This window comes from Brachybacterium sp. GU-2 (assembly GCF_030866705.2).
GTDB classification, from domain to species: Bacteria; Actinomycetota; Actinomycetes; order Actinomycetales; family Dermabacteraceae; genus Brachybacterium; species Brachybacterium conglomeratum.
Window position 1 is genome coordinate 860111 of the sequence record NZ_CP133037.2, and the last position, 21482, is coordinate 881592.

The 21482-nt window shown below is 69.9% G+C and carries 18 protein-coding genes, 1 tRNA gene and 1 pseudogene; 12 read left to right on the plus strand and 8 right to left on the minus strand.

The genetic code is table 11. From position 1 onward, the window contains the following. Positions 1-37: 37 nt before the first annotated feature. The 9 genes from RBL05_RS04015 (at position 38) to RBL05_RS04055 (ending at position 12156) form a co-directional block, all read left to right on the plus strand. A complete protein-coding gene (locus RBL05_RS04015) occupies positions 38-838 on the plus strand; it encodes a hypothetical protein (RefSeq protein WP_036340994.1) in 801 nt (266 codons plus the stop codon). Continuing rightward, positions 835-2337, plus strand: coding sequence for an ATP-binding protein (locus tag RBL05_RS04020; RefSeq protein WP_058630946.1), 1503 nt, complete (start codon positions 835-837; stop codon positions 2335-2337). Before RBL05_RS04015 ends, RBL05_RS04020 begins: the two co-directional genes overlap by 4 nt. Then, the gene (locus tag RBL05_RS04025; protein ID WP_036341000.1) at positions 2334-2786 is read left to right on the plus strand and encodes a hypothetical protein; all 453 of its coding nucleotides are present in this window, start codon (positions 2334-2336) and stop codon (positions 2784-2786) included. Before RBL05_RS04020 ends, RBL05_RS04025 begins: the two co-directional genes overlap by 4 nt. A gap of 80 nt (positions 2787-2866) precedes the next feature. Continuing rightward, entirely contained in the window at positions 2867-3337 is a 471-nt protein-coding gene (locus tag RBL05_RS04030) for a hypothetical protein (protein WP_231919628.1), read from the plus strand. Beyond that, positions 3334-5124, plus strand: a complete 1791-nt coding sequence (locus RBL05_RS04035; protein ID WP_036341006.1) for a TraM recognition domain-containing protein — start codon at positions 3334-3336, stop codon at positions 5122-5124. The genes RBL05_RS04030 and RBL05_RS04035 overlap by 4 nt, the downstream gene beginning before the upstream one ends. A gap of 221 nt (positions 5125-5345) precedes the next feature. Then, entirely contained in the window at positions 5346-5894 is a 549-nt protein-coding gene (locus RBL05_RS04040; RefSeq protein ID WP_036341009.1) for a hypothetical protein, read from the plus strand. Between the two features lie 59 nt (positions 5895-5953). Next, the gene (locus tag RBL05_RS04045) at positions 5954-10963 is read left to right on the plus strand and encodes a helicase (RefSeq protein ID WP_231919627.1); all 5010 of its coding nucleotides are present in this window, start codon (positions 5954-5956) and stop codon (positions 10961-10963) included. An 86-nt stretch (positions 10964-11049) separates the two neighbouring features. Next, on the plus strand, positions 11050-11550 hold the full coding sequence (locus RBL05_RS04050; protein WP_052001302.1) for a single-stranded DNA-binding protein: 501 nt from the start codon (positions 11050-11052) through the stop codon (positions 11548-11550). A gap of 15 nt (positions 11551-11565) precedes the next feature. Continuing rightward, positions 11566-12156, plus strand: coding sequence for a hypothetical protein (locus tag RBL05_RS04055; protein ID WP_036341012.1), 591 nt, complete (start codon positions 11566-11568; stop codon positions 12154-12156). A 64-nt stretch (positions 12157-12220) separates the two neighbouring features. Here the strand turns inward: RBL05_RS04055 and RBL05_RS04060 are convergent, their stop codons facing one another. After that, positions 12221-12934: a DUF6349 family protein gene (locus tag RBL05_RS04060; RefSeq protein ID WP_036341015.1), complete on the minus strand. Its 714-nt coding sequence runs from the start codon at positions 12932-12934 to the stop codon at positions 12221-12223. A 186-nt stretch (positions 12935-13120) separates the two neighbouring features. Here RBL05_RS04060 and RBL05_RS04065 point away from each other — a divergent pair, with 186 nt between their 5' ends. Together RBL05_RS04065 and RBL05_RS04070 are read left to right on the plus strand one after the other, a co-directional pair. After that, entirely contained in the window at positions 13121-13537 is a 417-nt protein-coding gene (locus RBL05_RS04065; protein ID WP_036341018.1) for a hypothetical protein, read from the plus strand. Between the two features lie 161 nt (positions 13538-13698). Further along, positions 13699-14712 (plus strand): annotated as a pseudogene (locus RBL05_RS04070) (recombinase family protein); the annotation flags it as partial. On the opposite strand, the gene RBL05_RS04075 reads toward RBL05_RS04070, so the two are convergent. From RBL05_RS04075 to RBL05_RS04105, 7 genes are all read right to left on the minus strand, one after another. Beyond that, a complete protein-coding gene (locus RBL05_RS04075) occupies positions 14632-15042 on the minus strand; it encodes a hypothetical protein (protein WP_036341021.1) in 411 nt (136 codons plus the stop codon). The pseudogene RBL05_RS04070 and the gene RBL05_RS04075 overlap by 81 nt on opposite strands. Positions 15043-15271: 229 nt before the next feature. Further along, a tRNA-Ala gene (locus RBL05_RS04080) sits at positions 15272-15344 on the minus strand. A gap of 91 nt (positions 15345-15435) precedes the next feature. Then, positions 15436-16296 (minus strand): inositol monophosphatase family protein, encoded by an 861-nt coding sequence (locus RBL05_RS04085; protein WP_308740565.1) that lies wholly within the window; start codon positions 16294-16296, stop codon positions 15436-15438. A gap of 96 nt (positions 16297-16392) precedes the next feature. Further along, positions 16393-17733, minus strand: a complete 1341-nt coding sequence (locus tag RBL05_RS04090; RefSeq protein WP_308740564.1) for a D-arabinono-1,4-lactone oxidase — start codon at positions 17731-17733, stop codon at positions 16393-16395. A gap of 48 nt (positions 17734-17781) precedes the next feature. Then, the gene (locus tag RBL05_RS04095; protein ID WP_308740563.1) at positions 17782-18984 is read right to left on the minus strand and encodes an alanine racemase; all 1203 of its coding nucleotides are present in this window, start codon (positions 18982-18984) and stop codon (positions 17782-17784) included. A 10-nt stretch (positions 18985-18994) separates the two neighbouring features. Beyond that, entirely contained in the window at positions 18995-19909 is a 915-nt protein-coding gene (locus RBL05_RS04100) for a hypothetical protein (RefSeq protein ID WP_263311283.1), read from the minus strand. 89 nt (positions 19910-19998) lie between these two features. Beyond that, positions 19999-20625, minus strand: a complete 627-nt coding sequence (locus RBL05_RS04105; RefSeq protein WP_263311284.1) for a GNAT family N-acetyltransferase — start codon at positions 20623-20625, stop codon at positions 19999-20001. A 186-nt stretch (positions 20626-20811) separates the two neighbouring features. Here RBL05_RS04105 and RBL05_RS04110 point away from each other — a divergent pair, with 186 nt between their 5' ends. Beyond that, the gene (locus RBL05_RS04110) at positions 20812-21474 is read left to right on the plus strand and encodes a 5-formyltetrahydrofolate cyclo-ligase (protein ID WP_308740562.1); all 663 of its coding nucleotides are present in this window, start codon (positions 20812-20814) and stop codon (positions 21472-21474) included. Positions 21475-21482: the final 8 nt, after the last annotated feature.

Below are 21482 nucleotides of genomic sequence, written 5' to 3' on the forward strand. Positions count from 1 at the left end.
TCGAAGCCACCTGCACCTGTTCATCTGGAGGTCCGACATGCCCACGTTCAACGACCCGACCGCTGACGCTGCGGAAGCAAACGCGGCGTTGCGAGGCCTCGCGCACGCCAGCCGACGCATCGACAACCCCGACAAGCTCCACGGCATCGTCGGGGAACTACTGGCCGCGACCCGCTTGCTGGAACAGTCGTTCATCCAGCTCGCCGGAGCAGGTATCACCTACCAAGGCCGGGCCGCTCATGACGACGGTGACCGCGACCTCGGTGCCGCGGATGTCTGGGCCGCTGCCGATGCGCTGCGCCAGGCCGCGCAGCATGTCAGCGCCGCCGAGAGCTGCCTGGATCAGGCGTCCGGGCACCTGGGGCGCATCGCCTGGCAGCCGTCCGAGCGCCAGTGGGTGACCGTGGTGTTCTTGCAGGGCGAGGAAGCCGACCGGGTGCTTGACTTCATCGACCGCGACGGCACCGACGCGGCAATCGAGTATCTGCGAGGCTTGGACTACGGCGACGAGACCAACAATGCCGCGCTGGCAAACGGGCACGTCTACGACGAGCTGCCCGACAGCACAACCGACAAATACGCCAAGACCGCCGGCTACTCCCTCACCTACAACCGGACGCTCGGCAACGTCGCCCTCTACCGTGACTACAACCCGCCAGCCAACGCCACAGCAAACGCCGACGGTTCACAGCGGGTGGAGCCCGCACAGGATGCGGCGAACGTCGAGGCCGCGCGCCGCGCGCTCGATGAGCGCCGCGACCGCGTGCGTGGCGATGGGTCCTGGTTCACCCCCGACCGCATCGCGGACATCAAGCGCGACCGGGGGCTGGAACGATGAGCCACAGCGACGAGGAGAAGCTGCACGCCTCGGTGCTGGTCGCCCCCGCGAAAGAGCGGCGCCGCTACCGCAAGCAGCGGCGCCAAGCCGCGGACCAGCTGCACCGCGAGCAGCGCCAGCAGCGGATAGACGAGGCCAAGGCCCGCGCCGAAGCGGACAAGGCCGAGCGCGCCGCACGCCAGTATCTGCCCGCCGCCGGGGAACCCGGACCCTCGATGCTGCGTACACCGGGCCGCTTCCAGTTGCCCCGACATCAAGACACCTCCGCCACCCTCTCCGGCGCGTACCCGTTCGTCGCCGAGGGCGGCCTCGGCTCGTCCGGTGTCTTCGTCGGTCAAGACTTGTACTCGGGCGGGAGCTTCGTCTACGACCCGTGGGTGCTGTACGCCAACGGCGTCATCACCGCGCCGAACGTCGTGCTGGCCGGAATCGTCGGGTCCGGCAAGTCCTCACTGGCCAAGTCGCTCTACACGCGCAGCCTGCCGTTCGGGCGGCGCGTGTACGTGCCGGGTGACCCGAAAGGGGAACATACCGTCATCGCTGAAGCGGTCGGCGGCAGGGCGATCGCGCTCGGCCACGGCATGGCCAACAGGCTCAACCCTCTGGACGAGGGGTATCGGCCCTCCCACTTCACCGATGCGGAGTGGGAGAGCACCGTGGCAGCGCGCCGCCGCGACCTCATCGGCGCGCTGGCCGAGGTCGTCCTCAACCGAGGCCTCACGCCGCTGGAGCACACCGCAATCGACACGGCGCTGATCGCGACCGTGCGAGAGAACACCGTGCCGATTCTGCCGATGGTCGTAGACCGTATCCTCGCCCCGTCCGACGACGCCGACGGGCGACTGACCGAGGACGGCCGCATCGTCGGCCACGCCTTGCGGCGTTTGGTCGCAGGCGACTTGGCGGGATTGTTCGACGGCCCCTCGACGGTGCAGTTCGACCCGACGCTGCCGATGATGAGCCTCGACCTGTCGCGGGTGACGGAGAACAGCACGCTCATCAGCGCGCTAATGACGTGCTGTTCGGCGTGGATGGAGTCGGCGCTGCTCGACCCGGCAGGCGGGCAACGGTGGGTGATCTATGACGAGGCGTGGCGGCTGATGTCTCAGCCGTCGTTGCTGAGACGGATGGACGCGCACTGGCGGCTCGCCCGGCACTACGGCATCGCCAATGCCTTGATCTTCCACAAGCTGACCGATCTGGAGAACGTCGGTGACTCCGGCAGCGCCATGCGTTCGCTCGCCAACAGCCTGCTGGCGAACGCCGAGACGCGGGTGATCTACCGGCAGGAATCCGACCAGCTGGGCGTCACCGCCAAGGCCCTCGGCCTGACGACCACCGAGCGTAAGCTGCTGCCCTCACTCGGCGTCGGGCAGGGCCTGTGGCGCATCAAAGAACGCAGCTTCGTCGTCCAACAGCAGTTGCACCCTGCTGAGCTCGCGCTCTTCGACACGAGTGCCCGGGCATCGGGGCGCTCTCCGGGCGGGAGCGTGCGATGAGCCAGAGCGAACCTGATCGGGAGCGCCTCACGCTGACGATGACGGCGCTCGACGACGGCCTGAACCGGATCGCTCGGAAGCACGAGGGCGCGGTGCAGTTCTTCTACGAAGATCCCGAGACGTTCGGCGCCGGGCACTTCGTGTTCTACCCGGAGAACGACACCCGCTCACGGTTTGCGATCGAAGAGCAGTACACCGGCACCGACTGGTCAGACGACGAGCGGCTGCCGACGTCGTGGACGTGGACAGCGGAACGTCGCGTGCGCCACTCGGACGGCACGCACATGTGGGGCGTCGAGCGCACCGGCGAAGCGCGTGCGGAGGACTTCTGGCAGGTGCTCGTCGAGGCCGAGAACTGGGCGCGGCGCATACAGAACCGCACCACTCAGGCCGCACAGTTCGGCATCGGTCACCGCCGAAGGAACGAACCGCCCGCGCCGAGGCTCTAGCCGCTCGCCGGGAGGCGTCAGGCGCACCTGACGGCATGAGAAAACCACTTGCCCATGCCGCTGCTCCCGCGCCGGTCTCGATGCCGCTGATCCGCCTCGCCGTGCACGACGACGGCACGATGAGCGCCACCGTCGACGGGGAACCCCTCGCCCCGCCGGTCGCCGAGGGCGCATGGCGGCGCGGCTCGTTCGCGCGGATTGTCGATCAGGTCACCGCCGAGCGGATGATTCCGGCACGAGTCGAGGTCACCGAGGCCGATGGCTCGACGTTCACCGACATCATCACCGCCACCGCCCGCAAGAACACCCCCGCTCCGGCCCCGCCGGAACCCGAACCTGCGGATGCGCCCCGGCTGCTGGAAGTGACCGGGGATGGTTTCGTGCCCGGTGAGGACATTGCGGTGTGCCACATCATCAGGCACACCGACGCCGCCCCGACTGGCACCGCCCGCGCGCTCATCGACCTGGCCTGTGACCACGTCGACCCCGGCGACGAGGTTGTGCTCGTGGGCAGGGTCTCGGGCACGTTCGTCGTGCGGAGCCTGTCATGAGTGCCCCGGCACCGGGCAGGCAGACCGGCTCCTTCGGTGACGAGCTGACCAACGCCGCCATGATCGGACTGATCGGGGTGTTCGCGCTCACGCTGCTGCTGCGCGGTGCCGGGTCGGTCGCGGCGTTCCTCACCGGCACCGCTCAACCCCTGGCCGGCCCCGCCGCCGGGGTCGGGGTGCTGTTCAACCCCGGCGACCCGGCGACCGCGCTGGAGGCCGATGGCCTCAGTGTCGTCGCCTATTGGATCGTCGCGGTCGTGCTGCTGGGGCTGCTGGCGGCGGCGATCACCTGGGCGTGGACACTCCTGCGCCGCCAGTCGCGCAAGAGTGCGCAAGACCCTCATCGACTTCCCGGCACGGCAACGAAACATGACGTGGCTCAGGCCGCCTCCGCCAAGGCGCTGCTATCTCGGGCAGGGAATCTCCGGCCCTCTCTGGAGCGTCCCGCGCCGTCCGATGTGGGCTATCGGATCGGCACCTCGCATGGGCTTGACGTGTGGGCCAGCGTGGAGGACTCTCTGCTGGTCATCGGCCCGCCTCGAAGCGGCAAATCCCTCCAGATCGTCGTGCCGACGATCCTGGATGCGCCCGGCGGAGTGGTCGCCACCTCGACCCGCCCGGACAACCTCACCGCGAGCCTGCGCGCGCGCCAACGCATCGGCCCGACCGCCGTGTTCGACCCGCAGCACCTGGCCGAGGGCATCCCGGCCGGGCTGCGCTGGTCACCGATCAGGGGCTGCGAAGACCCGCTGACGGCGATGATCCGCGCAACCGGCCTCGCCTCGGCCACCGGCCTAAGTTCGGGCGGCGTGGAGGGCGGCGGGTTCTGGGAGGGCAAGACCCGCTCCGCGCTGCAGGCGCTCTTGCACGCGGCCGCGATCGACCACAGGCCACCGTCGGAATTGTTCCGGTGGACGCTCGACCCCACAGCCGCCGCCGATGCGGTGGCGATCTTGACGAACAGCCCACTCGCGGCGGGCGGCTGGGCCGAGTCGCTGGAGGCGATGATCGACGCCGACCCGAGGACGCGCGACTCCATCTGGCAGGGCGTGTCACTGTCGCTGAGCGCCCTGGCCGACCCGCGCGTGCTCGATGCGGTCTCACCTGGCGCGGGCGAAGACTTCGACCCGGAGAAGTTCATCCTCTCGCGCGGCACCCTCTACCTGCTCGCCACCGGCGCGGGCGCGGGCGCGAGTGCCGCGCTCGTGGCGGCGTTCGTGGAAGACCTCGTCGAGGCAGCCCGCCGCGTAGCGGCACGCTCACCTGGCGCACGCCTCGACCCGCCCCTGCTGCTGGCCTTGGACGAGATCGCCAACCTCAGCCCGCTTCCCAGCCTGCCGACACTCATGTCGGAGGGAGGCGGAACGGGAATCACCGCCATGCCCGTGCTCCAAAGCCTCGCCCAAGCGCGGGATCGCTGGAGCGAGAACCAGGCCAACGCGATCTGGGATGCCGCGATCACCAAGATCGTCCTCGGCGGCGCATCCAACAGCCGTGATCTGCAAGACCTCTCCTCACTGATCGGGGAACGCGACGAGTTCACCGACAGTGTGACCTTGGGCGACCACGGCACCCGGTCCAATCAACGCTCGGTCAGACGCATCGCGATCATGCCGCCCGAGCGAATCCGCACCCTCCCGTTCGGCACCGCGGTCACGCTGCTGCGCTCGGCCCCGCCGATCATCACCGATCTGCGGGCCTGGACGAAGCGAGACGACGGCGAGCGACTGAAAGCCGATCGGATCGAGATCGAGGCGTTGCTGGAACGAGGCGCGAATGGCCCCTGAGCTGCACCTCATTCACCGACCGCTGAACCGTGGCCGCGAGCTGCGATCGGTGGTCGCAGCAACGACGGCAGAGGCGTGGAGGTGATGGCCAATGGCCCGCAGGAGCCGGAAAGCGCCGCCCGGTCAGCTCGAGTTCGACCTGTGGGGGCTGGCCGAGCAGACCGCCGACGAGCAGATCAACGAAGCAGCCGAAACCGCGACCGGACTGGAGGGATCGACACATGAACAAGTACGGAGCGCAGGCGATGGCGCACTGGAAGACCCACGCACCCCAGCGGTTCCAGAACCTCGACGACCCGACCCGGTTCTTCACCGATCTGGGCCAGGAGGCGCAGGGCCAGATCAGCGAACTGGCGCGACAGATCGAGACAACACCGGCGTCGGTGCTGGCGAAGACGGCCTCTTCGGAGCAGACTTACTTGCAGGACGTGGCACGCCGGATGACGGCGCTACGGATAGCGGAGGAGGTCGTGATGCAGCAACTCGCCTGGGTCAGCGACCCGAGCCTGCCGCTGGACGAGGCCCGCGAGGAGTGGGAGCAGACCCGGCCGTCGGACGAGAATCTGGTGACCTGGGCCGAGCGGATGCAAGACGCCCCCGACCTGATGCCCTCGACGGTCGACCTGGAGCAGAAAGCCAAAGACTGGGCCGTGCCGACTTGGTTCTTGGAGGGTCTGGTCGAAGCGGAGATCCCGAGGCAGTACCTGGAAGAACACCAGAGCCTGCTGGCCGAAGCGGCGACGATCCGCTTCCTGCGCGAAGTCCGCTAACCTCCACCGCCGACGAGACCGCCACCGACTCGGAGCCTGCCGCGACGGTGGGGCGGTTCGTGCCCGCCACGCACGACGACCTCGCTCCCTCGGGCGCGAAAGCCCGCTTTCGCGCGAACATCGCGGCGATCGAAACCGCCCGGCTGCTGGTCGAGCAGGAACGCCCGGCGACCGCTGATGAGCAGCAGACGCTCGCGCGCTGGTCGAGCTGGGGCGCGGTGCCCGATGTGTTCGACGAGTCCAGGCAGGACTGGACAACCGAGCGTGAGCAGCTGCGGAGCCTGCTGACCCCGGACGAGTGGGATGCCGCCGCACGCACGACGATCAACGCGCACTACACCGACCCGTTGATCGTGCGGCAGATGTGGCGGACCATGACCGCGCTCGGCTTCGACGGCGGCAGGGTGCTGGAACCCGGCTCCGGGCTGGGCACGTTCCTCGGCATGGCCCCCGAGACCGCGCGCATGACCGGGGTGGAACTCGACCCGGTGACCGCGGCGATCAGCCGCGCCCTGTATCCGCACGCCGAGGTACGGACTGAGTCGTTCGCCGACACCCGGCTGCCCGAAGCCTCGTTCGATGCGGCGATCGGGAACGTGCCGTTCTCAGACGTGACCTTGCACGACCCGGTGCACAATCCGACGCGGCTGTCGATGCACAACCATTTCATCCTCAAGAGCCTGCGGCTCACCCGGCCCGGCGGGATGGTCGCGGTGCTCACGTCGCAGTACACGATGGACGCGCAGAACCCCGGCGCGCGCCGCGAGATGGCGATGCTCGCTGACCTCGTGGGCGCGATCAGGCTCCCCGCCGGGGCACATCGGCGCACGGCGGGAACCGACGTGGTGACCGATCTGCTCATCCTGCACCGCCGCGAGGACGGGCAACCCCCGGCAGATGACCTGTGGGAAACGGTCACCCCGATCAGCCTGGACGGACAGCGCGCGAAGATCAACGCCTACTTCGATCACCACCCCGAGCATGTGCTCGGCACCCTGAGCATCCGGCAGGGCATGTACGGCACCCCGACGCTCACCGTCGATGGCGACCTCGACCGCCTGGAGGCCGACCTGGCCGATGTGCTCGACCAGATCACGTTCACAGCCCGCCGCACCGGAAGGGTCTTCACTGCGCCCACGGCGGAGTATCAGGCACGGCAGGCCGCGCGTGTGCCGTCGCCGCCGCAGTTGTGGGATGGCAGCATCGTCGCCACCGACACCGGGTTCGGCACCGTCGTCCAAGGCTCCGTCGAACCGTTGGACGTGCCGAAATCGGCGGGGCCGGAGCTGCGCGCCCTGCTGGGGTTGCGCGACGGCGCGCACCGGCTGCTCGAACTGGAGGCCGCGACCGTCGATGACACCGACGAGATCAACCAGGCGCGCGAGGGCCTGTACCGCGACTACCGGAAGTATGCTGGCAGGTACGGGCCGCTGAACCGGTACACGCTGCGCCGCACCGGCCGCACCAACGAGGCCGGGGAAGACACCTACGCCCGCACGGTGCCGACCCCGATCCGGCTGCTGCGCTCCGACCCGTTCGGGGCGCTCGTGCTCGCCTTGGAGCAGTTTGACGACACCGACCAGACCGCGACCCCGGCGGCGATCATGACACGCCGCGTCGTCTCCCCGCGCACCGAACCCCAAGGCGTTGACACCCCGGCCGATGCGATAGCGGTCAGCCTCGACCGCACCGGCAGGATCGACCTGCCGCTGATCGCCGACATGCTCGGCATGGACGAAACCGAAGCCCGCGCCTCGCTTACCGGGCTGGTGTTCACCGACCCGATCACCGACGAGCTCATCCACGCCCCCGCGTATCTCTCCGGCGACGTGCGCATGAAGCTGGAGCACGCCACCGAGCGCGCCGCCGACGACCCGGCGTTCCAGGCTAATGTCGACGCGCTCACCGAGGTCGTACCCGAAGCACTCGGGGTAGAAGAGATCAGCGCCCGCATGGGCGCGGTGTGGATTAGCGCCGACGTGCACGCGCAGTTCTTGAACGAGCTGCTGCGCACCCGCGACGTGAACGTGGAGAACCCGCTGCCAGGCATGTGGGAAGTGCGGGGAGGACGCCAAGGGCTGCTGGCCACCAACGAGTGGGGCACCGAGCGTCGCCCGGCCCCCGATATCGCCCAGGCGATCATGGAGCAGAAGACCCTGCTCGTCTACGACGAGATCGAGAACGTCGACGGCAAGAAGCGCCGCGTGCTCAACCCGCTGGAGACCACCGCCGCGCAGGAGAAAGCCGACGCCCTGCAAGAGCGGTTCGCCGAGTGGGTGTTTGAAGACCCGGAGCGTGCCCGCACGCTCGTGGCCGAGTACAACCGGCGCTTCAACTCCATCGTCTTGCGCGACTACACCGACGCGGGCGAGTACCTGAGCCTGCCGGGGCTGGCGGAGAACTTCACCCCGCGCCCGCACCAGCGCTCCGCCGTCGCCCGCATGATCGCCGAACCGGCTGCCGGGTTGTTCCACGAGGTCGGGGCGGGCAAGACAGCGGAAATGATCATGGGCGTGATGGAGATGCGCCGCATGGGGCTGATCGACAAGCCCGTGCTCGTAATTCCGAATCACATGCTGGAACAGTTCTCCCGCGAGTGGCTGCAAATCTATCCGCAGGCCCGGATTCTCGCCGCGTCCAGCAAAGACCTCACCGCCGACAAGCGCCGCCTGTTCGTCGCACGGACCTCGGCGAACGAGTGGGATGGCGTGCTCATGACGCAGGGCGCGTTCGAGAAGATTCCACTGCGCACCGAGACCCAGCAGGCGTACATCCAAGCCCAGGTCGACGACATGCGGGAAGTGCTCGCCACCGCGACGGGCGAGAACGCGATGAGCGTCAAACGCATCCAGCGCAAGCTGCTCCAGCTGGAGAACAAGGTCAAAGCCCGCATCGACACCAGCCGAGATGCCGGGGTGTGCTTCGAGGACACCGGCATCGACTACGTGGTCGTGGACGAGATGCACATGTACAAGAACCTCGCCACCGACTCGAACATCCAAGACGCCGCGATCGAGGGTTCCAACCGTGCCTCCGATCTGCACATGAAGCTCGAATACCTGCGCTCCGAAGGCCGCGAACGGGTGGTCACCGGGGCGACCGCGACGCCGATCTCGAACAGCGTGACCGAGGCGTTCGTGATGCAGAAGTACCTGCGCCCGGACTTGCTCGACGCCGCCGGTATCGGCGCGTTCGATGCGTGGGCGGCGACGTTCGGGCAGACGGTCACGCAGATGGAGATGGCCCCGACCGGCAACAACACGTTCCGCATGAAGACGCGGTTCGCCAAGTTCCAGAACGTGCCCGAGATGCTGAAACTCTGGTCGATCTTCGCGGATGTGAAGACCGCCGAGGATCTGCAACTGCCCACCCCCGAGATCGCCGAGCGCGAGGATGGTAGGCGGGCACCGGCGACGGTCGCGATCCAGCCCACGGTCGAGCTGGAGCAGTTCATCGAGACCCTCGGCAAGCGTGCCGAGAAGGTCGCAGCCCGGGCGGTGTCGCCCAGCGAAGACAACATGCTCACCATCTCGACCGATGGGCGCAAGGCCGCCCTCGATATCCGCATGATCGCATCCACCGACCCGTCTGGGCCGACCAAGGTGGACCTGGCTGCCGACAGCATCCACCGGGTCTGGGAGCAGACGAAAGACAACATCTACCTCGACCCGATCACCGGGCAGGAGTCGCCCGTGCGGGGTGCGTTGCAGCTGGTGTTCTCCGACATCGGCACCCCGAACCCAACCCAGTGGAACGCCTACGACGAACTGCGGGCGCAGCTTGTCGTGCGCGGGATGCCGCCCGAGTCCATCCGGTACATGCACGAAGCCAAGACCGACGTGGACAAAGCCAGGTTGTTCGCTGCCGCGCGTGCCGGGCACGTCGCGGTGCTGATGGGTTCCACACAGAAAATGGGCGTCGGCACCAACGTCCAGAACCGGGCCGTCGCGCTGTATCACCTGGACTGCCCGTGGCGACCCAGCGACATCGCCCAGCGCGAGGGCCGCATCCTGCGCCAAGGCAACCAAAACCCCGAGATCGGCATCGTCCGGTTCGTCACCGAACGGTCATTCGACTCCTACATGTGGCAAGGGGTCGAGCGGAAGGCGACCTTCATCGCGCAGCTCATGCGTGGAAACCTCGACTCCCGCGAGATCGAGGAGATTGACTCATCCGCCCTATCCGCCGCCGAAGCCAAGGCCATCTCCTCGGGGAACCCGCTTCTGCTGGAGCACTCCACGGTGCATACCGAAGTACAACGGCTCCGCCGTCTCGAACGCGCCTATCACCGCAACGAGTCGATGCTCGTCCACGCCCGCGACCGCGCCAGTGACCATGCACGGAGTGCCGCAGCCGACATCGAAGCCCTCGAAGCGGTGCTGCCGCGCGTGACCGACACTTCCGGTGACAGGTTCCGCATCGAGCTACGCGACAACACCTACACCTCCCGGGCCGATGCTGCACACGCGCTCGCAACTTGGGCGCACGACTCCGACCTGAAGTGGGCACCGCGCTACGCCTCCCGCGACCACGGCGTCATCGGCCAGATCAGCGGCTTTGACGTGATCGTCTCGACCAGCCCGGCACTCGGGGCCGACCCCGTGGTGAACATTCGGCTCGACGGGGTGCCGCGTAGCGGGTTCATCATGACCCGCCAGTCGTTCCTCGACGGCGGCGTCGGACTCATCCAGCGCATCGAGAACCGCGCATCCGGCATCCCCTCCCTCCTCGAGCAAGCCCGCAGCGACCTCGCCAGCGCCGAGACCGAACGCGACGATGCCGAGCAGCGCATCGGCCAGCCGTTCCGCCACGCCCAGGCCCTTGCCGACGCGGAGAAAGACCTCGCCAGAATCGAGACCCAGCTGGCCGCGATGCAAGAAGACATCGACCACGCAGCACAACCCGAACCCGCGCCGGGGAACCCACCGAATGGGCTGAACGTCGAGACCGTGCGAGCACACCGGCCCGCGCTCGGTGTCCGCCCGAACCCCGAACGCACCCCGGTATCCAGCAGAGCTGGTTCGTCGGCGCAGTCGTGGGCGCGGGAGACGCCCGCGCGAGGGTTCTAAGGCTCGCGGGCCGCTTCGTGCACCTTGCCGCCACACACAAGCAGCGCCGCCTACTGGCGGGGCACCGTGAGGTAGGAGGCAAGCTGATGGACGAGCAGAACGAGCCGCACGACGGCCAGAGGCAGGAACGGGCGAAGCTGCGACCACGTGAAGCGCTGGTCGGATACATCGACTCCGAACCCAGGCTCACGTACAGCAAGAACGGGATCGCGCGGTTGTACGCGCGCGTCGGCGTCGATCACTTCCGTCGTGACGGCGAGGATTCGTTTGTCAAGACCGGCACCACGTTCCACGACATGGTGCTCTTCCGCAAGACCGCCGAGGAAGCGAGCCAGAAGTTCCAGCAGGACGACCGCTTCATCGCACAGGGGTACGTGCGGCCGTTTACCGATCAGAACGGCAACGAGCGTGAAGAGTTCGTGGCCACGAAGATCGGCCACGACATGATGTGGACGCCCTACACCGTCGACCGTGCGCCGCAGCAGGAGACACCGCAGCGTGAGGCCCCGGGCCTCGACCGCAGCCAGGGGTTCGAGCGCGACGACCGGCCCGCGCAGCAGCGCGAACCGGCCGTGATGTCGCAGTAGGACAGGGCCGACACCATGAATGACGAAGAGGACTTCGTACCCGAGCAGGACGAGCCAGAACCCGAAATCGACCACGGCACCACAAACCGGGTCGGGGCGGCGGGGCCGATGCTCGATGAACCGCCCGGCCCGATCAACTGGAATCTGCTGACCGCCGACGACGCCGAGGCCGCATGGTTGGAACTGAACCAGTGGGTGAACTGGCTTCGCACGACCTACGGGCTGCCGTCGTCGGTGGTGCCTCCCATGTGGCACCGTCACCCCGAGCTGCACTGGGAACTCTCAGCGCTTCACACCCATTGGCTGTGCGCGTTCGACCCGCAGCAGAACGGTTCGGCCCCGATCGGCTGGCACCGGGATTTCGCGGACGCCAGGCAGCGGCTGCGTGATTGGGTCGCCGCGTGCGGCACCCGCCTCGACCGCGACCGGCCCACGCGCCAGACCGTCTGGCCCGGCGAGGACGAGGCCGAACCGATCGAAGACACCCCGATCACCGACCGCGACGAGGACTTCGTGGCCTACGTCATCGCCGACGTCGAGCGCCGCCGCCAACTCGAACACGACTTCTACGCCAACCTCAACCCCGAGACCGGCGAGATCAGCTGAGCATCGCACCGCTTACGGGGCCGAAGCCCTACTCCCAAGTTTCGGCCCCGCTCTCGTGTGCCGGTCAGTCGCCGAGCATGCGCCCGGTCCGACGCGGCGCGCTCACTGACGGCTCGAACTGGGCAGGCTCCCGGCGCACGGCGTGACCTGCGGGCCGAGGCGCGGGGCGCTCCAGCGCGGTAGCGGACAGGTCGTAGCCGCCCCAGGGTGAGTAGGCAGGAACGTGGCGGATGCCGAACTGCTGGCGTTCGGTGATGATCGGGGCACCAGGTATCTGCATGTGCTGCGGGTAGCGTTGCTCAATCCACCGCAGGGCCACTTTCGACAGGCCCTTGTCGGTGCGTACCCGAATCTGGCCGGGAACCACGGGGAGGTCTCGCCACCCCGGTACGGCGTGATCGTGCCACGCTTCGACCGCATCTGACTCGCCGCCGGCGTCGGACTGCCACGCGCACGGCCCGCAGACGATCTTCTTCAGCAGATCGCCCGGCCCCTCCGCGTCGGGCTCAGGGCGAAGATCGGCGTGGAACATCTCGGCGCGATGCTCGCCGAACTCGACAGTGGCATGACTGAAGCGGTGCCACATATGGCTACGCGCGAACGAGCCGAAGCTGCCGTTGATGAACCGCCAGTGCTCAAACGCCTCGTCCAGCAGCCTCGGTGGGTAGTAGTCCTCGGTGTAGTGCAGCGGTGCTCCGGCCCACTCGGGCAGTCGCGCGCGGGCGTCCTCGCGGGCGAACTCATCGAAGTCGAACGCCAGCTGCTCCATCGTGGCCATACGGGTAGGTACCCGACCCACGACGACCGCTCTTCCGACAGCAGCGTGCAGGCGCTAGACTAGGGGTAGGCGACATCAATGTTCAGCTAGTCGTCACCGGCCCCAGGCAGGTGGCAGACGAACCGGGGAAGCCGCCCCGGCAAGTCCATCCCATAGGAAGCGTCGCCGCTTCGGGAGGACTTGACCATGATCTGGCTCATCTTCATCGCAGTCGTCATCCTTTTCCGGGTGCTGCGGCCTTGGATACCCTCGACCATCCTGCTCGACTGGTTCCGCACTCAGCGCGACCCGAAGTGGGGTCTGTGGGCCGTGCTCGCCGGGGTCGTCTACTTCGGTTTCGCCTACGGGTGCACCGTCCTGATCGACAACGGAGGCCCGGAGTGGCTCCACCTCTTCGTTCTGATCGGGATCTGCGAGGGCTTCCGCTTCCTCTTTCACGGCTTCGGCATCTACCTCCGGCTCCGTGCCGCCCGCCGCAAGGAACGCCGCGTCGCCCGTGACGCTAACGGGCAGGCGAGTTCACCTGGCGGGTATGAGGCACTACCGGGTGACGAGCACGGGCCGACGTATCTCGGCCGAGCCTCGGGTGCGCTCCAAGCCTGACAACAAGCAACTGATCGCGCTGGTTCTGCACATCGCGGATGGACTTCACGCCCAGGAGCTTGATGAGCAGCAGCGTCGCATCGGTGATCGACACAGCACCGGAAACACGACGCACGCCCATTCGTCGTCTGGCGAGCAAGGAGGCCACCATGACCCTGACAATGCCGATACACGACACGGATACGTCGCCGCTTCTGACAGCGGTGACGTATCAACGTGTCTCGACCAAGGAGCAGGCGACCAAGGGGGGTCGTGACGAGGGGTTCTCCATCCCCGCTCAGCGCCAGGCGAACGCGCGCAAGGCCGAAGACCTCGGCGCACGCATCGTCGCCGAGTTTGTGGACGCCGGAGAGTCCGCCCGCTCAGCTGACCGGCCAGACCTGCAACGGATGCTGGAGTACATCGCCACGCATCAAGTCACATACTGCATCGTCCACAAGGTCGACCGCCTCGCCCGCAACCGACTGGACGATGTGGAGATTCACCGCCGCCTGGTCGAAGCCGGGGTGACCTTGGTGTCTGCGACGGAGAACATCGACGAGACGCCCTCGGGGATGCTGCTGCACGGCATCATGTCCTCCATCGCAGAGTTCTACTCCAAAAACCTCGCATCCGAGGTCAGCAAGGGCCTGAACCAGAAGTTCGAGACCGGCGGAACCCCGATGCGAGCACCAGTCGGGTATCTCAACGTCCGCAAGCGTGACGAGCAGGGCCGCGAGTACCGCACCGTCGAGATCGACGCCGAGCGCGCCCCGCTGGTGAGGTGGGTATTCGAGCAGTACGCGACCGGTGAGCACACCGTTGTCAGCCTGCTCGCCGAGGCCACCGCGCGCGGACTCACCACCGTACCCACGCCGAAGCGTCCGTCCGGGCCGGTGGGCCGTTCCACGTTCTTCTCGATGCTGCGCAACCCGTACTACATCGGCATCGTCCGCTACAAGGGAGCCGAGCAGTCCGGCACCCACGAACCGCTGGTCGATGTCGAGACCTGGCAGCAAGTCCAACGTCTACTCGACTCCCGCAAGATCGCGGCCGAGCGCCGCCGCACGCACGACCACTACCTGAAAGGCTCCCTGTTCTGCGGCCAGTGCGGGTCACGGATGCAACTGGACTACCCCGCCAACAAGCAAGGCGTGCGCTACGCCTACTACGTGTGCTCCGGTCGGGCCTCCAAACGGAAGAACTGCACCCGGCGGGCCGTGCCGGTCGGTATCGCCGAGCAGCTGGTCGCGGACTGCTACCGAGACATCTCCATCACCGAAGAGCAGTACGCCGCCCTCGCCGCTCAGGTCGAGACAGCGTTCGATGAACGGCTCGCCTCCCGCTCCCAGGAACTGGCCGACCTGACCGAGAACCGCAAGCGGCTCCAGAACGAGAGCGACAAGCTGCTCGCCGCACACTTCGCCGACGCCATCGACCTCGACACCCTCAAACGGCACCAAGACCGCATCCGGGCCGGGCTTGCAGACATCGACCGCCGCCTCGCCAGCGAACACGACCAGCACGAGGGCTCACGCAAGCACCTCAGCACCGCGCTCAGCCTGCTCGTTGACTGCGCGACCCTGTACGCGCGCGCCGACGACCAAGGCAAGCGGCTGGCCAACCAAGCGCTCACCAACGGCATCGAGATCAGCGAAGACGAGAGGGCGACGATCAAGCTCGCTGAGCCGTTCGCCGCCCTCGCACCAACACCGGCTTCCACCGATGTCAGGTGTTCTAGTACGTCTGAAATTGTGGAGCTAGGGGGATTCGAACCCCCGACCTTCTCATTGCGAACGAGACGCGCTACCAACTGCGCCATAGCCCCATGTCGCTCGGCGACCGCATCAGATTAGCACCCCACCAGGGATGCTGTCGCATCGAGGCGGGCCTCTTGACGAAGGTCACAGAGCGCGCGCTCAGTTCCCGACCCGCAGGGCCTGCAGCTCGTCCTGCAGACCGTCGAGCACCTCGAGCCGCCCCTGGCCGGAGCAGGCGACGTAGGCGGGCTGGAGGTGGTCGGGCCGCTCGGCGACCTCCTCACCGGGCCAGGTGCGCAGGGAGCCTCCGGCGCGGCGGAGGATGTGGAAGCCGGCCGCGACGTCCCAGGAATTGATCGCGGTCAGCGCGGTGGCGTCCGCCCATCCCGCGGCGACGTAGGCGAGCTCGAGCGCGGCGGAGCCCAGGTGGCGCACCGCGGAGACCGAGTCCTCGAGGGTGCGGACGGCACCGGCGGCGAACTCCGGGAAGCCGGAGCCCGTGCGCTGGCCGGGGTAGCCGGAGAGCACGAGGGCGTCGGGGGCCGGACGGGTCTCGCGCGGGGTGATCTCCCGGCCGTTCAGGGTCGCGGGCCCGTCGGCCGCGGCGAAGACCTGGCCGAGCACCGGCGCGTCGATCACGCCGGCGACCAGCTCGTCGCCGACCGTGACGCCGATCGAGATGCAGAACAGCGGCAGGCCTGCGGCGAAGTTGCTGGTGCCGTCGATCGGGTCGACGTAGAAGCTGACCTGCTCGGGACCGGAGGGCTCCGCGGCGGGGCGCTCGCCGCCCTCCTCGCCGACGATGCGGGCGCTGGGCAGCAGGCGGCGCAGCTCGGAGACGATGATCTCCTCGCTGCGGCGGTCGTGCTCGGTGACGATGTCGTGGCTGGAGGTCTTGTACTCGCGGGAGAGGTCGTCGCGGTCGAGGCCGCGGAGGTACTCGGCGGCGGCGTGCGCGGCGGTGAGGGCGTGCTCGAGCAGCTGGGCCGGGGACGGGGCGGAAGAAGCGGTGGTGTTCATCACCGCCAGGCTAGTCCGCCCTGGTCAGCCTCGGGGCGACGGACCGGGGCGCGGACTCCTGTCGGCCCGTGACCGGCCGCCCGAGACGCCGCCCGGTCACGTCCCGAGCAGATGGCGCAGCGCAGGGGTCATGAGCTGGCCGTCCGGGTCCGCGGCGCGGCGCACGGCGCGGAAGTCCGCGAAGCGCGGGTAGAGCCGGGAGAGCTCGCGGGCGCCCAGCCAGTGCATCTTGCCCCAGTGGGGCCTCGCCCCGAAGTCGGCGAGGGTGCGCTGGACGAGCAGCAGGTAGGGCCCGGCCTCCTCGCGGTGGTACCGGTGCGCGGCGATGTACACGGTCTCCCGCTCGAACGCCGTGGAGAGCCAGACGTCGTCGGCCGCGGCCCGGCGGATCTCGAGCGGGAAGGTGACGCGCACGTCCTCGGCCGTGAAGCGGGCGCGCAGCGCCGTGAGCGCCGCCTCGAGGTGCTCGGCCGGCAGCGCCCACTCCGACTCGTGGAAGCGCACCCGGCGCGGCGCGGCGTACACCGCGGCGGAGTCGTCGACGGTGCGCGGCCCTGCGAAGACGTGGGAGGCGATCTCGGCGACGGGCCTCGACAGCGGCGGGGCGAGGGCGGCGGCGCGGCACAGCATCTCCCAGGCGCCGTTGCCGAGCACCTCGCGCTGCAGCAGCTCGGCGGCGCGCGGGGGCCGCTGCCGGGACGCGTCGGCCGGGAGACGGCGCATGGTGCGCACGGTCGCGCGGTCGGTGCGGGGGAACCAGAAGATCTCGTGGTGGTCCTCGCTCTCGCAGGTCGCGAGGAAGTCGCCTGCCGCCTCGTCGAGGGGCCGGGTGGTCTCGACCAGCTCGAGCCGGTATGCGGGAACGCACTGCAGGGTCACCTCGAGGATCACCGCGATCGTGCCGAGGCCGAGCCGTGCCGCCTCGAAGAGGTCCTGGTCCTGGGTCGGCGAGGTGTCGAGGACGGAGCCGTCGGGCAGGGCGATCCGCAGTGCGCGCACCGTGCCCGCGAAGCCGGTGAAGCGCGCGCCGGTGCCGTGGGTGCCGGTCTGGATCGCCCCGGCGATCGACTGCCGGTCGATGTCTCCCATCGTCTCCAGCGCCAGGCCGTGCGGGGCGAGGAGCTCGGCGACCGTCCAGAGCCGGGTGCCGCCGCGCAGGGTCACCAGGCCGGTCGCCGGATCGGCGCGGACCCGGCCTTGATAGCGGTCGAGGGTGAGGAGCAGCCCGTCGGTCGCCACCAGCGGGGAGAAGGAGTGGCCGCCGCCGATCACGCGCAGCGGGAGGCCGCGGGAGCGTGCCTCCCGGAGCGCGGCGGTGACCTCGTCCTCGCTGGTGGGGGCGAGGACCTCGTGCGGGGTGAAGCGGACCGCGCCGGACCAGTTGCGGCGCGGCCGGGGGCGGCCTGATCGCGGGCGGCGGCTCGGGCTCGTCGTCATCGACGGCTCCTTCCGGGACAGGGGCGGCGGGGCGCTGCGGGCCGGGGTTCAGAGGAAGGTCCCGCACTCGCCGCGGTAGGTGGGCATCGGGTCCAGGACCTGCTCGCCCTGGACGGGCAGGTAGTGGGAGAAGTGCTCGGCGGGCTCGCCGGCCTTGGCGTGCCGCAGCCACACCGTGTCGCCGACGCGCAGATCCTCGGCGGCAGGTCCGATCACGGGGGTCTGCACCTCGCCGGCCGCCTCCTGCGGGGCGAAGGCGAGTCCGGGCGGATGGGCGATGGTGGGCAGGCGGTCCGTGCCGGGCGGGCCGGAGGCGATCCACCCGCCGCCGAGCACGGTCGCGACGCCCGGGGCGGGGCGGCGCACGACGGACGTGCCCAGCCACAGCGCGGGCTGCGGGGAGAAGCCGCGGTAACGGTCGAACAGCCCCGGCCCGATCAGCCCCGAGCCGGCGGCGACCTCGGTGACGGCCTCCTCGGCGGCGCTGGACTCGAGCGAGCCGGTGCCGCCGGCGTTGACGAACTCGAGCGGGGCGAGCGCCCGGACGGCGGCGACCACCTCGGCGCGGCGTGCGGCGATCTCGGGGCGGGAGAGGCGCTTCATCGCGCGGACCGCGGCGCCGTAGGGGGTGTGCGCGGCGTCGGTGACCCCGGCGATGTGCCCCTCGTAGGCCATCAGGCCCACCAACTGGAGCCGGGGCCGGGCGAGCGCCGCGCGGGCCAGGCGGGCGGCCTGGACCGCCGTGCGCACTGGGGAGCGCAGGGCGCCGAAGCGGATCCCGGGCAGCGGGGCGTAGGAGACGTCGAGCTCGAGCGCCACGCGGATCCTGCGCCCGCCCGTGCGGGGCGTGAGGTCGGCGGTGGCGTCGAGGATCAGGTCCAGCTGCGCGGTCTCGTCGACCATGAGCGTGATCGCGTCCAGCGCCTCCGGCGAGGCGACGAGGCGGCGCAGCGCCCCGCGCTCCGCGGTCGGATAGGCGACCAGCACGTCCCGTGCCCCGTGGGCGACGAGCCACAGCGCCTCGGGGAGGGTGAAGGCGAGGATCCCGGCGATGCCGGGGCGGGCGAGGACCCGGTCGAGCAGTCCCCGCACCCGCAGCGACTTCGAGGCGATGCGCACCGGGGTGCCGCCGGCGCGGCGGAGGAGGTCGTCGGCGTTGGCGTCGACGGCGTCGAGGTCGAGGACCGCGAGGGGGCGCTCGAACCAGCCCGCACCGGCCAGCAGTCCGTCGAGTACCGCGAGGTCGCGCACCGGGTCCGCCTCAGGCGCGGCGGCGGGCGAGGATCTCGTCGAGGTGGAGGTCCTGCGCGGGGGCGAAGCTCTCCTCGACCGCCTCCGCCTCCTCGACGTGCGCGCGCTCCAGCGGCACGGACTCGGGGAGCATGCTGCGGCGGTGGGCGGCGTGACGGCTGGCGAGGTCGTCGACCTCGCCGCGCAGGGCGTAGGTGGGCCGCGGCACCGGGCGGGGAGTCCACTCCCCCGGGCGCGTGACCTGCTCGGCCGCGCGCTCCGAGGCGGTCTCGAGCGCCGACGCGGAGGGAGCCTCGGCCTCCGCGGACACGGCGGGATGCTGCGTGGCGGAGACGGCCGACGGGGCGGGCAGCTCGCGGCCGGTGCTCGCGGGCGCCTGCTCGGCGCGTCGACGCGCCGTCTCGGCCTCGGCACGCTCCTGACGGGAGCGGGTCGCGGCGCGGGTGCGGCGGGCCCGACGCTCCAGCTCGGCGCGACGCAGCCCCACCAGGAACACGCCGAGCACGACCGCGCCGAGGACCGGCGGCCACCAGGGCAGCACGTTCGCGACCGCGCCGACGACCAGCGCGGCGGTGAGGACGATCAGCCCGATCAGCACCCCGCGCATGAGGCGGCGCGAACGGCCGCGCTCCTCGCCGAGGTCGACGCGGGTGCCGGGGTCGGTGTCGAAGCGGGGCCGACGGGTCGGGTCGGCGGGACGCATGAGCAGTCGGTCCTGGGGCATGGGGGTGGTCACCTCGGCAGACGAGCGGCGGGCGTGGACGGCCTCGGAGAGATCCCGGGCCTGCGGCGTCATCCCGGCCTCGTCCGCGGCGCGGGCGCGGCCCATCACCTCGCGACGGGCGGCGGTGCGCGGCAGCGCGTACACCAGCCACAGCAGCAGCAGACCGCCGAAGAGGACGGCACCGAGATTGATCGACTCCACACCACCACAGTAATGACACCTATGTGATTCGCCTGGTCACGGAGCGGGCGTGTCGGCGAGCAATTCCGTGCGCCGCGCCACGGCGGGGCTCAGCCGGTCCGTGCGGGGCTCGGATGCTCGCGATGCAGGCGGCGCAGGACCCCGTAGCCGGCGTGGTCGGTCGCGACCTCCTCGACGGTCAGCGCGAAGACGAGGTGGTCGCGCCAGCCTCCGTCGACGTGGATCGCCGCGCGGCGCAGTCCCTCGGGGCGCAGGTTCAGCTTCTGGACCACGCGCAGGCTCGGCGCGTTCTCGGGCCGCACGGTCACCTCGACCCGGTGCAGGCCGAGCTCGGCGAAGAGATGGTCGATCACCAGCGCCGCCGCGCGGGGCGCCAGCCCGCGGCCGGCCATCTCCCGGTCCACCCAGTAGCCCAGCACCGCCGAGCGCACCGCCCCGTACTGGATGGGGCCCGCGGTGATCTGCCCGATCACCCGTCCTCCCACGACCATGGCGAGCGGGAGGGAGGTCCCCAGCCGCGCCTGCTCGTCGGCCCAGCGGCGCAGAGTGCGGAAGTCCGCGGGCCCGCGCTCGCTCAGCGGGTCCGTCGCGTCCCACGGCCGCAGCCAGTCGGCGCTGCGGGCGCGCAGCCGCTCGAAGTCTCCGCGGTCGCGCCGTCGCAGCGGGCGCAGCGTCAGCTCCCCGTCGCGCAGGACCAGGGGCCACACGTGAACCATCGCGTCATCGTAGACGTCCGACGGACTCGCCTGCGCGTTCTCCCGCCCTGTGCGACTCTGGGCCCCGGACGCCCGGCCCCGGCCGATGCGCCGCCGCCCGGGGCCTCCCGCCCCCGGGTCGGCTCGCCGGGCGGAGAGCCGGCGCCTGCGCAGGCGCAGAGCGCGCAGCTGGAGAAGGAGGCACGCGTGGACGAGCAGCTCGTGGACAAGCAGTCGGTGAAGAAGGCGCTGCGCACGACGCTGCGCGCGGACCGGCGTGCCGTGTACGGCGAGGACCCCGCCCGGCGCTCCCGCGAGGCGGAGGCGATCCTCGCGCATGCCGCGGGGATCGTCGCGGACATCGAGGCGCTGGCCGCTCGTCGGGAGGAGGCCGGGGAACCGGCCCCTCGTGTCGCCGCCTTCCATCCCACCCCGACGGAGGCCGACGTGATGCCGCTGGCCTCCGCCCTCGCCGCGCGGGGCGCGGAGCTCGTGTTCCCCGCCGCCGCCGGGGCGGAGCTCGAGTGGATCCGCTGGGAAGGGGTCTCCGACTTCACCGACTCCCCCGGCCGCGGCTTCGGGAAGGAGCCCCGGGGCGAGCGGCTCGGGTCCGATGCGCTCTCCGAGGCCGTGCTCGTGCTCGCCCCCGCTCTCTCCGTGGACCGCTCCGGCACCCGGATCGGGCACGGCGCCGGCTACTACGACAGGGCGCTGACTACGCTTCCGGCCGAGGCGCGGGTGGTGGTCGTGACCCATCCGCACGAGCTGCTCGTCGCCGGGACCCTCCCTCGCGAGGAGCACGACGTGCCGATCCGCGAGGTGCTGACAGCCGACGGGATCGTCTCGCTGGTCACCTCCGATCCCGTCTGAGCGCCGCG

Coding starts and splice junctions, on each gene's coding strand:
- RBL05_RS04050 (WP_052001302.1), top strand. CDS start 11,050: ATGGACGAGCAGAACGAGCCGCACGACGGCCAGAGGCAGGAACGGGCG.
- RBL05_RS04090 (WP_308740564.1), bottom strand. CDS start 17,733: ATGACGACGAGCCCGAGCCGCCGCCCGCGATCAGGCCGCCCCCGGCCG.
- RBL05_RS04025 (WP_036341000.1), top strand. CDS start 2,334: ATGAGCCAGAGCGAACCTGATCGGGAGCGCCTCACGCTGACGATGACG.
- RBL05_RS04055 (WP_036341012.1), top strand. CDS start 11,566: ATGAATGACGAAGAGGACTTCGTACCCGAGCAGGACGAGCCAGAACCC.
- RBL05_RS04020 (WP_058630946.1), top strand. CDS start 835: ATGAGCCACAGCGACGAGGAGAAGCTGCACGCCTCGGTGCTGGTCGCC.
- RBL05_RS04015 (WP_036340994.1), top strand. CDS start 38: ATGCCCACGTTCAACGACCCGACCGCTGACGCTGCGGAAGCAAACGCG.
- RBL05_RS04105 (WP_263311284.1), bottom strand. CDS start 20,625: ATGGTTCACGTGTGGCCCCTGGTCCTGCGCGACGGGGAGCTGACGCTG.
- RBL05_RS04085 (WP_308740565.1), bottom strand. CDS start 16,296: ATGAACACCACCGCTTCTTCCGCCCCGTCCCCGGCCCAGCTGCTCGAG.
- RBL05_RS04035 (WP_036341006.1), top strand. CDS start 3,334: ATGAGTGCCCCGGCACCGGGCAGGCAGACCGGCTCCTTCGGTGACGAG.
- RBL05_RS04030 (WP_231919628.1), top strand. CDS start 2,867: ATGCCGCTGATCCGCCTCGCCGTGCACGACGACGGCACGATGAGCGCC.
- RBL05_RS04040 (WP_036341009.1), top strand. CDS start 5,346: ATGAACAAGTACGGAGCGCAGGCGATGGCGCACTGGAAGACCCACGCA.
- RBL05_RS04060 (WP_036341015.1), bottom strand. CDS start 12,934: ATGGCCACGATGGAGCAGCTGGCGTTCGACTTCGATGAGTTCGCCCGC.
- RBL05_RS04065 (WP_036341018.1), top strand. CDS start 13,121: ATGATCTGGCTCATCTTCATCGCAGTCGTCATCCTTTTCCGGGTGCTG.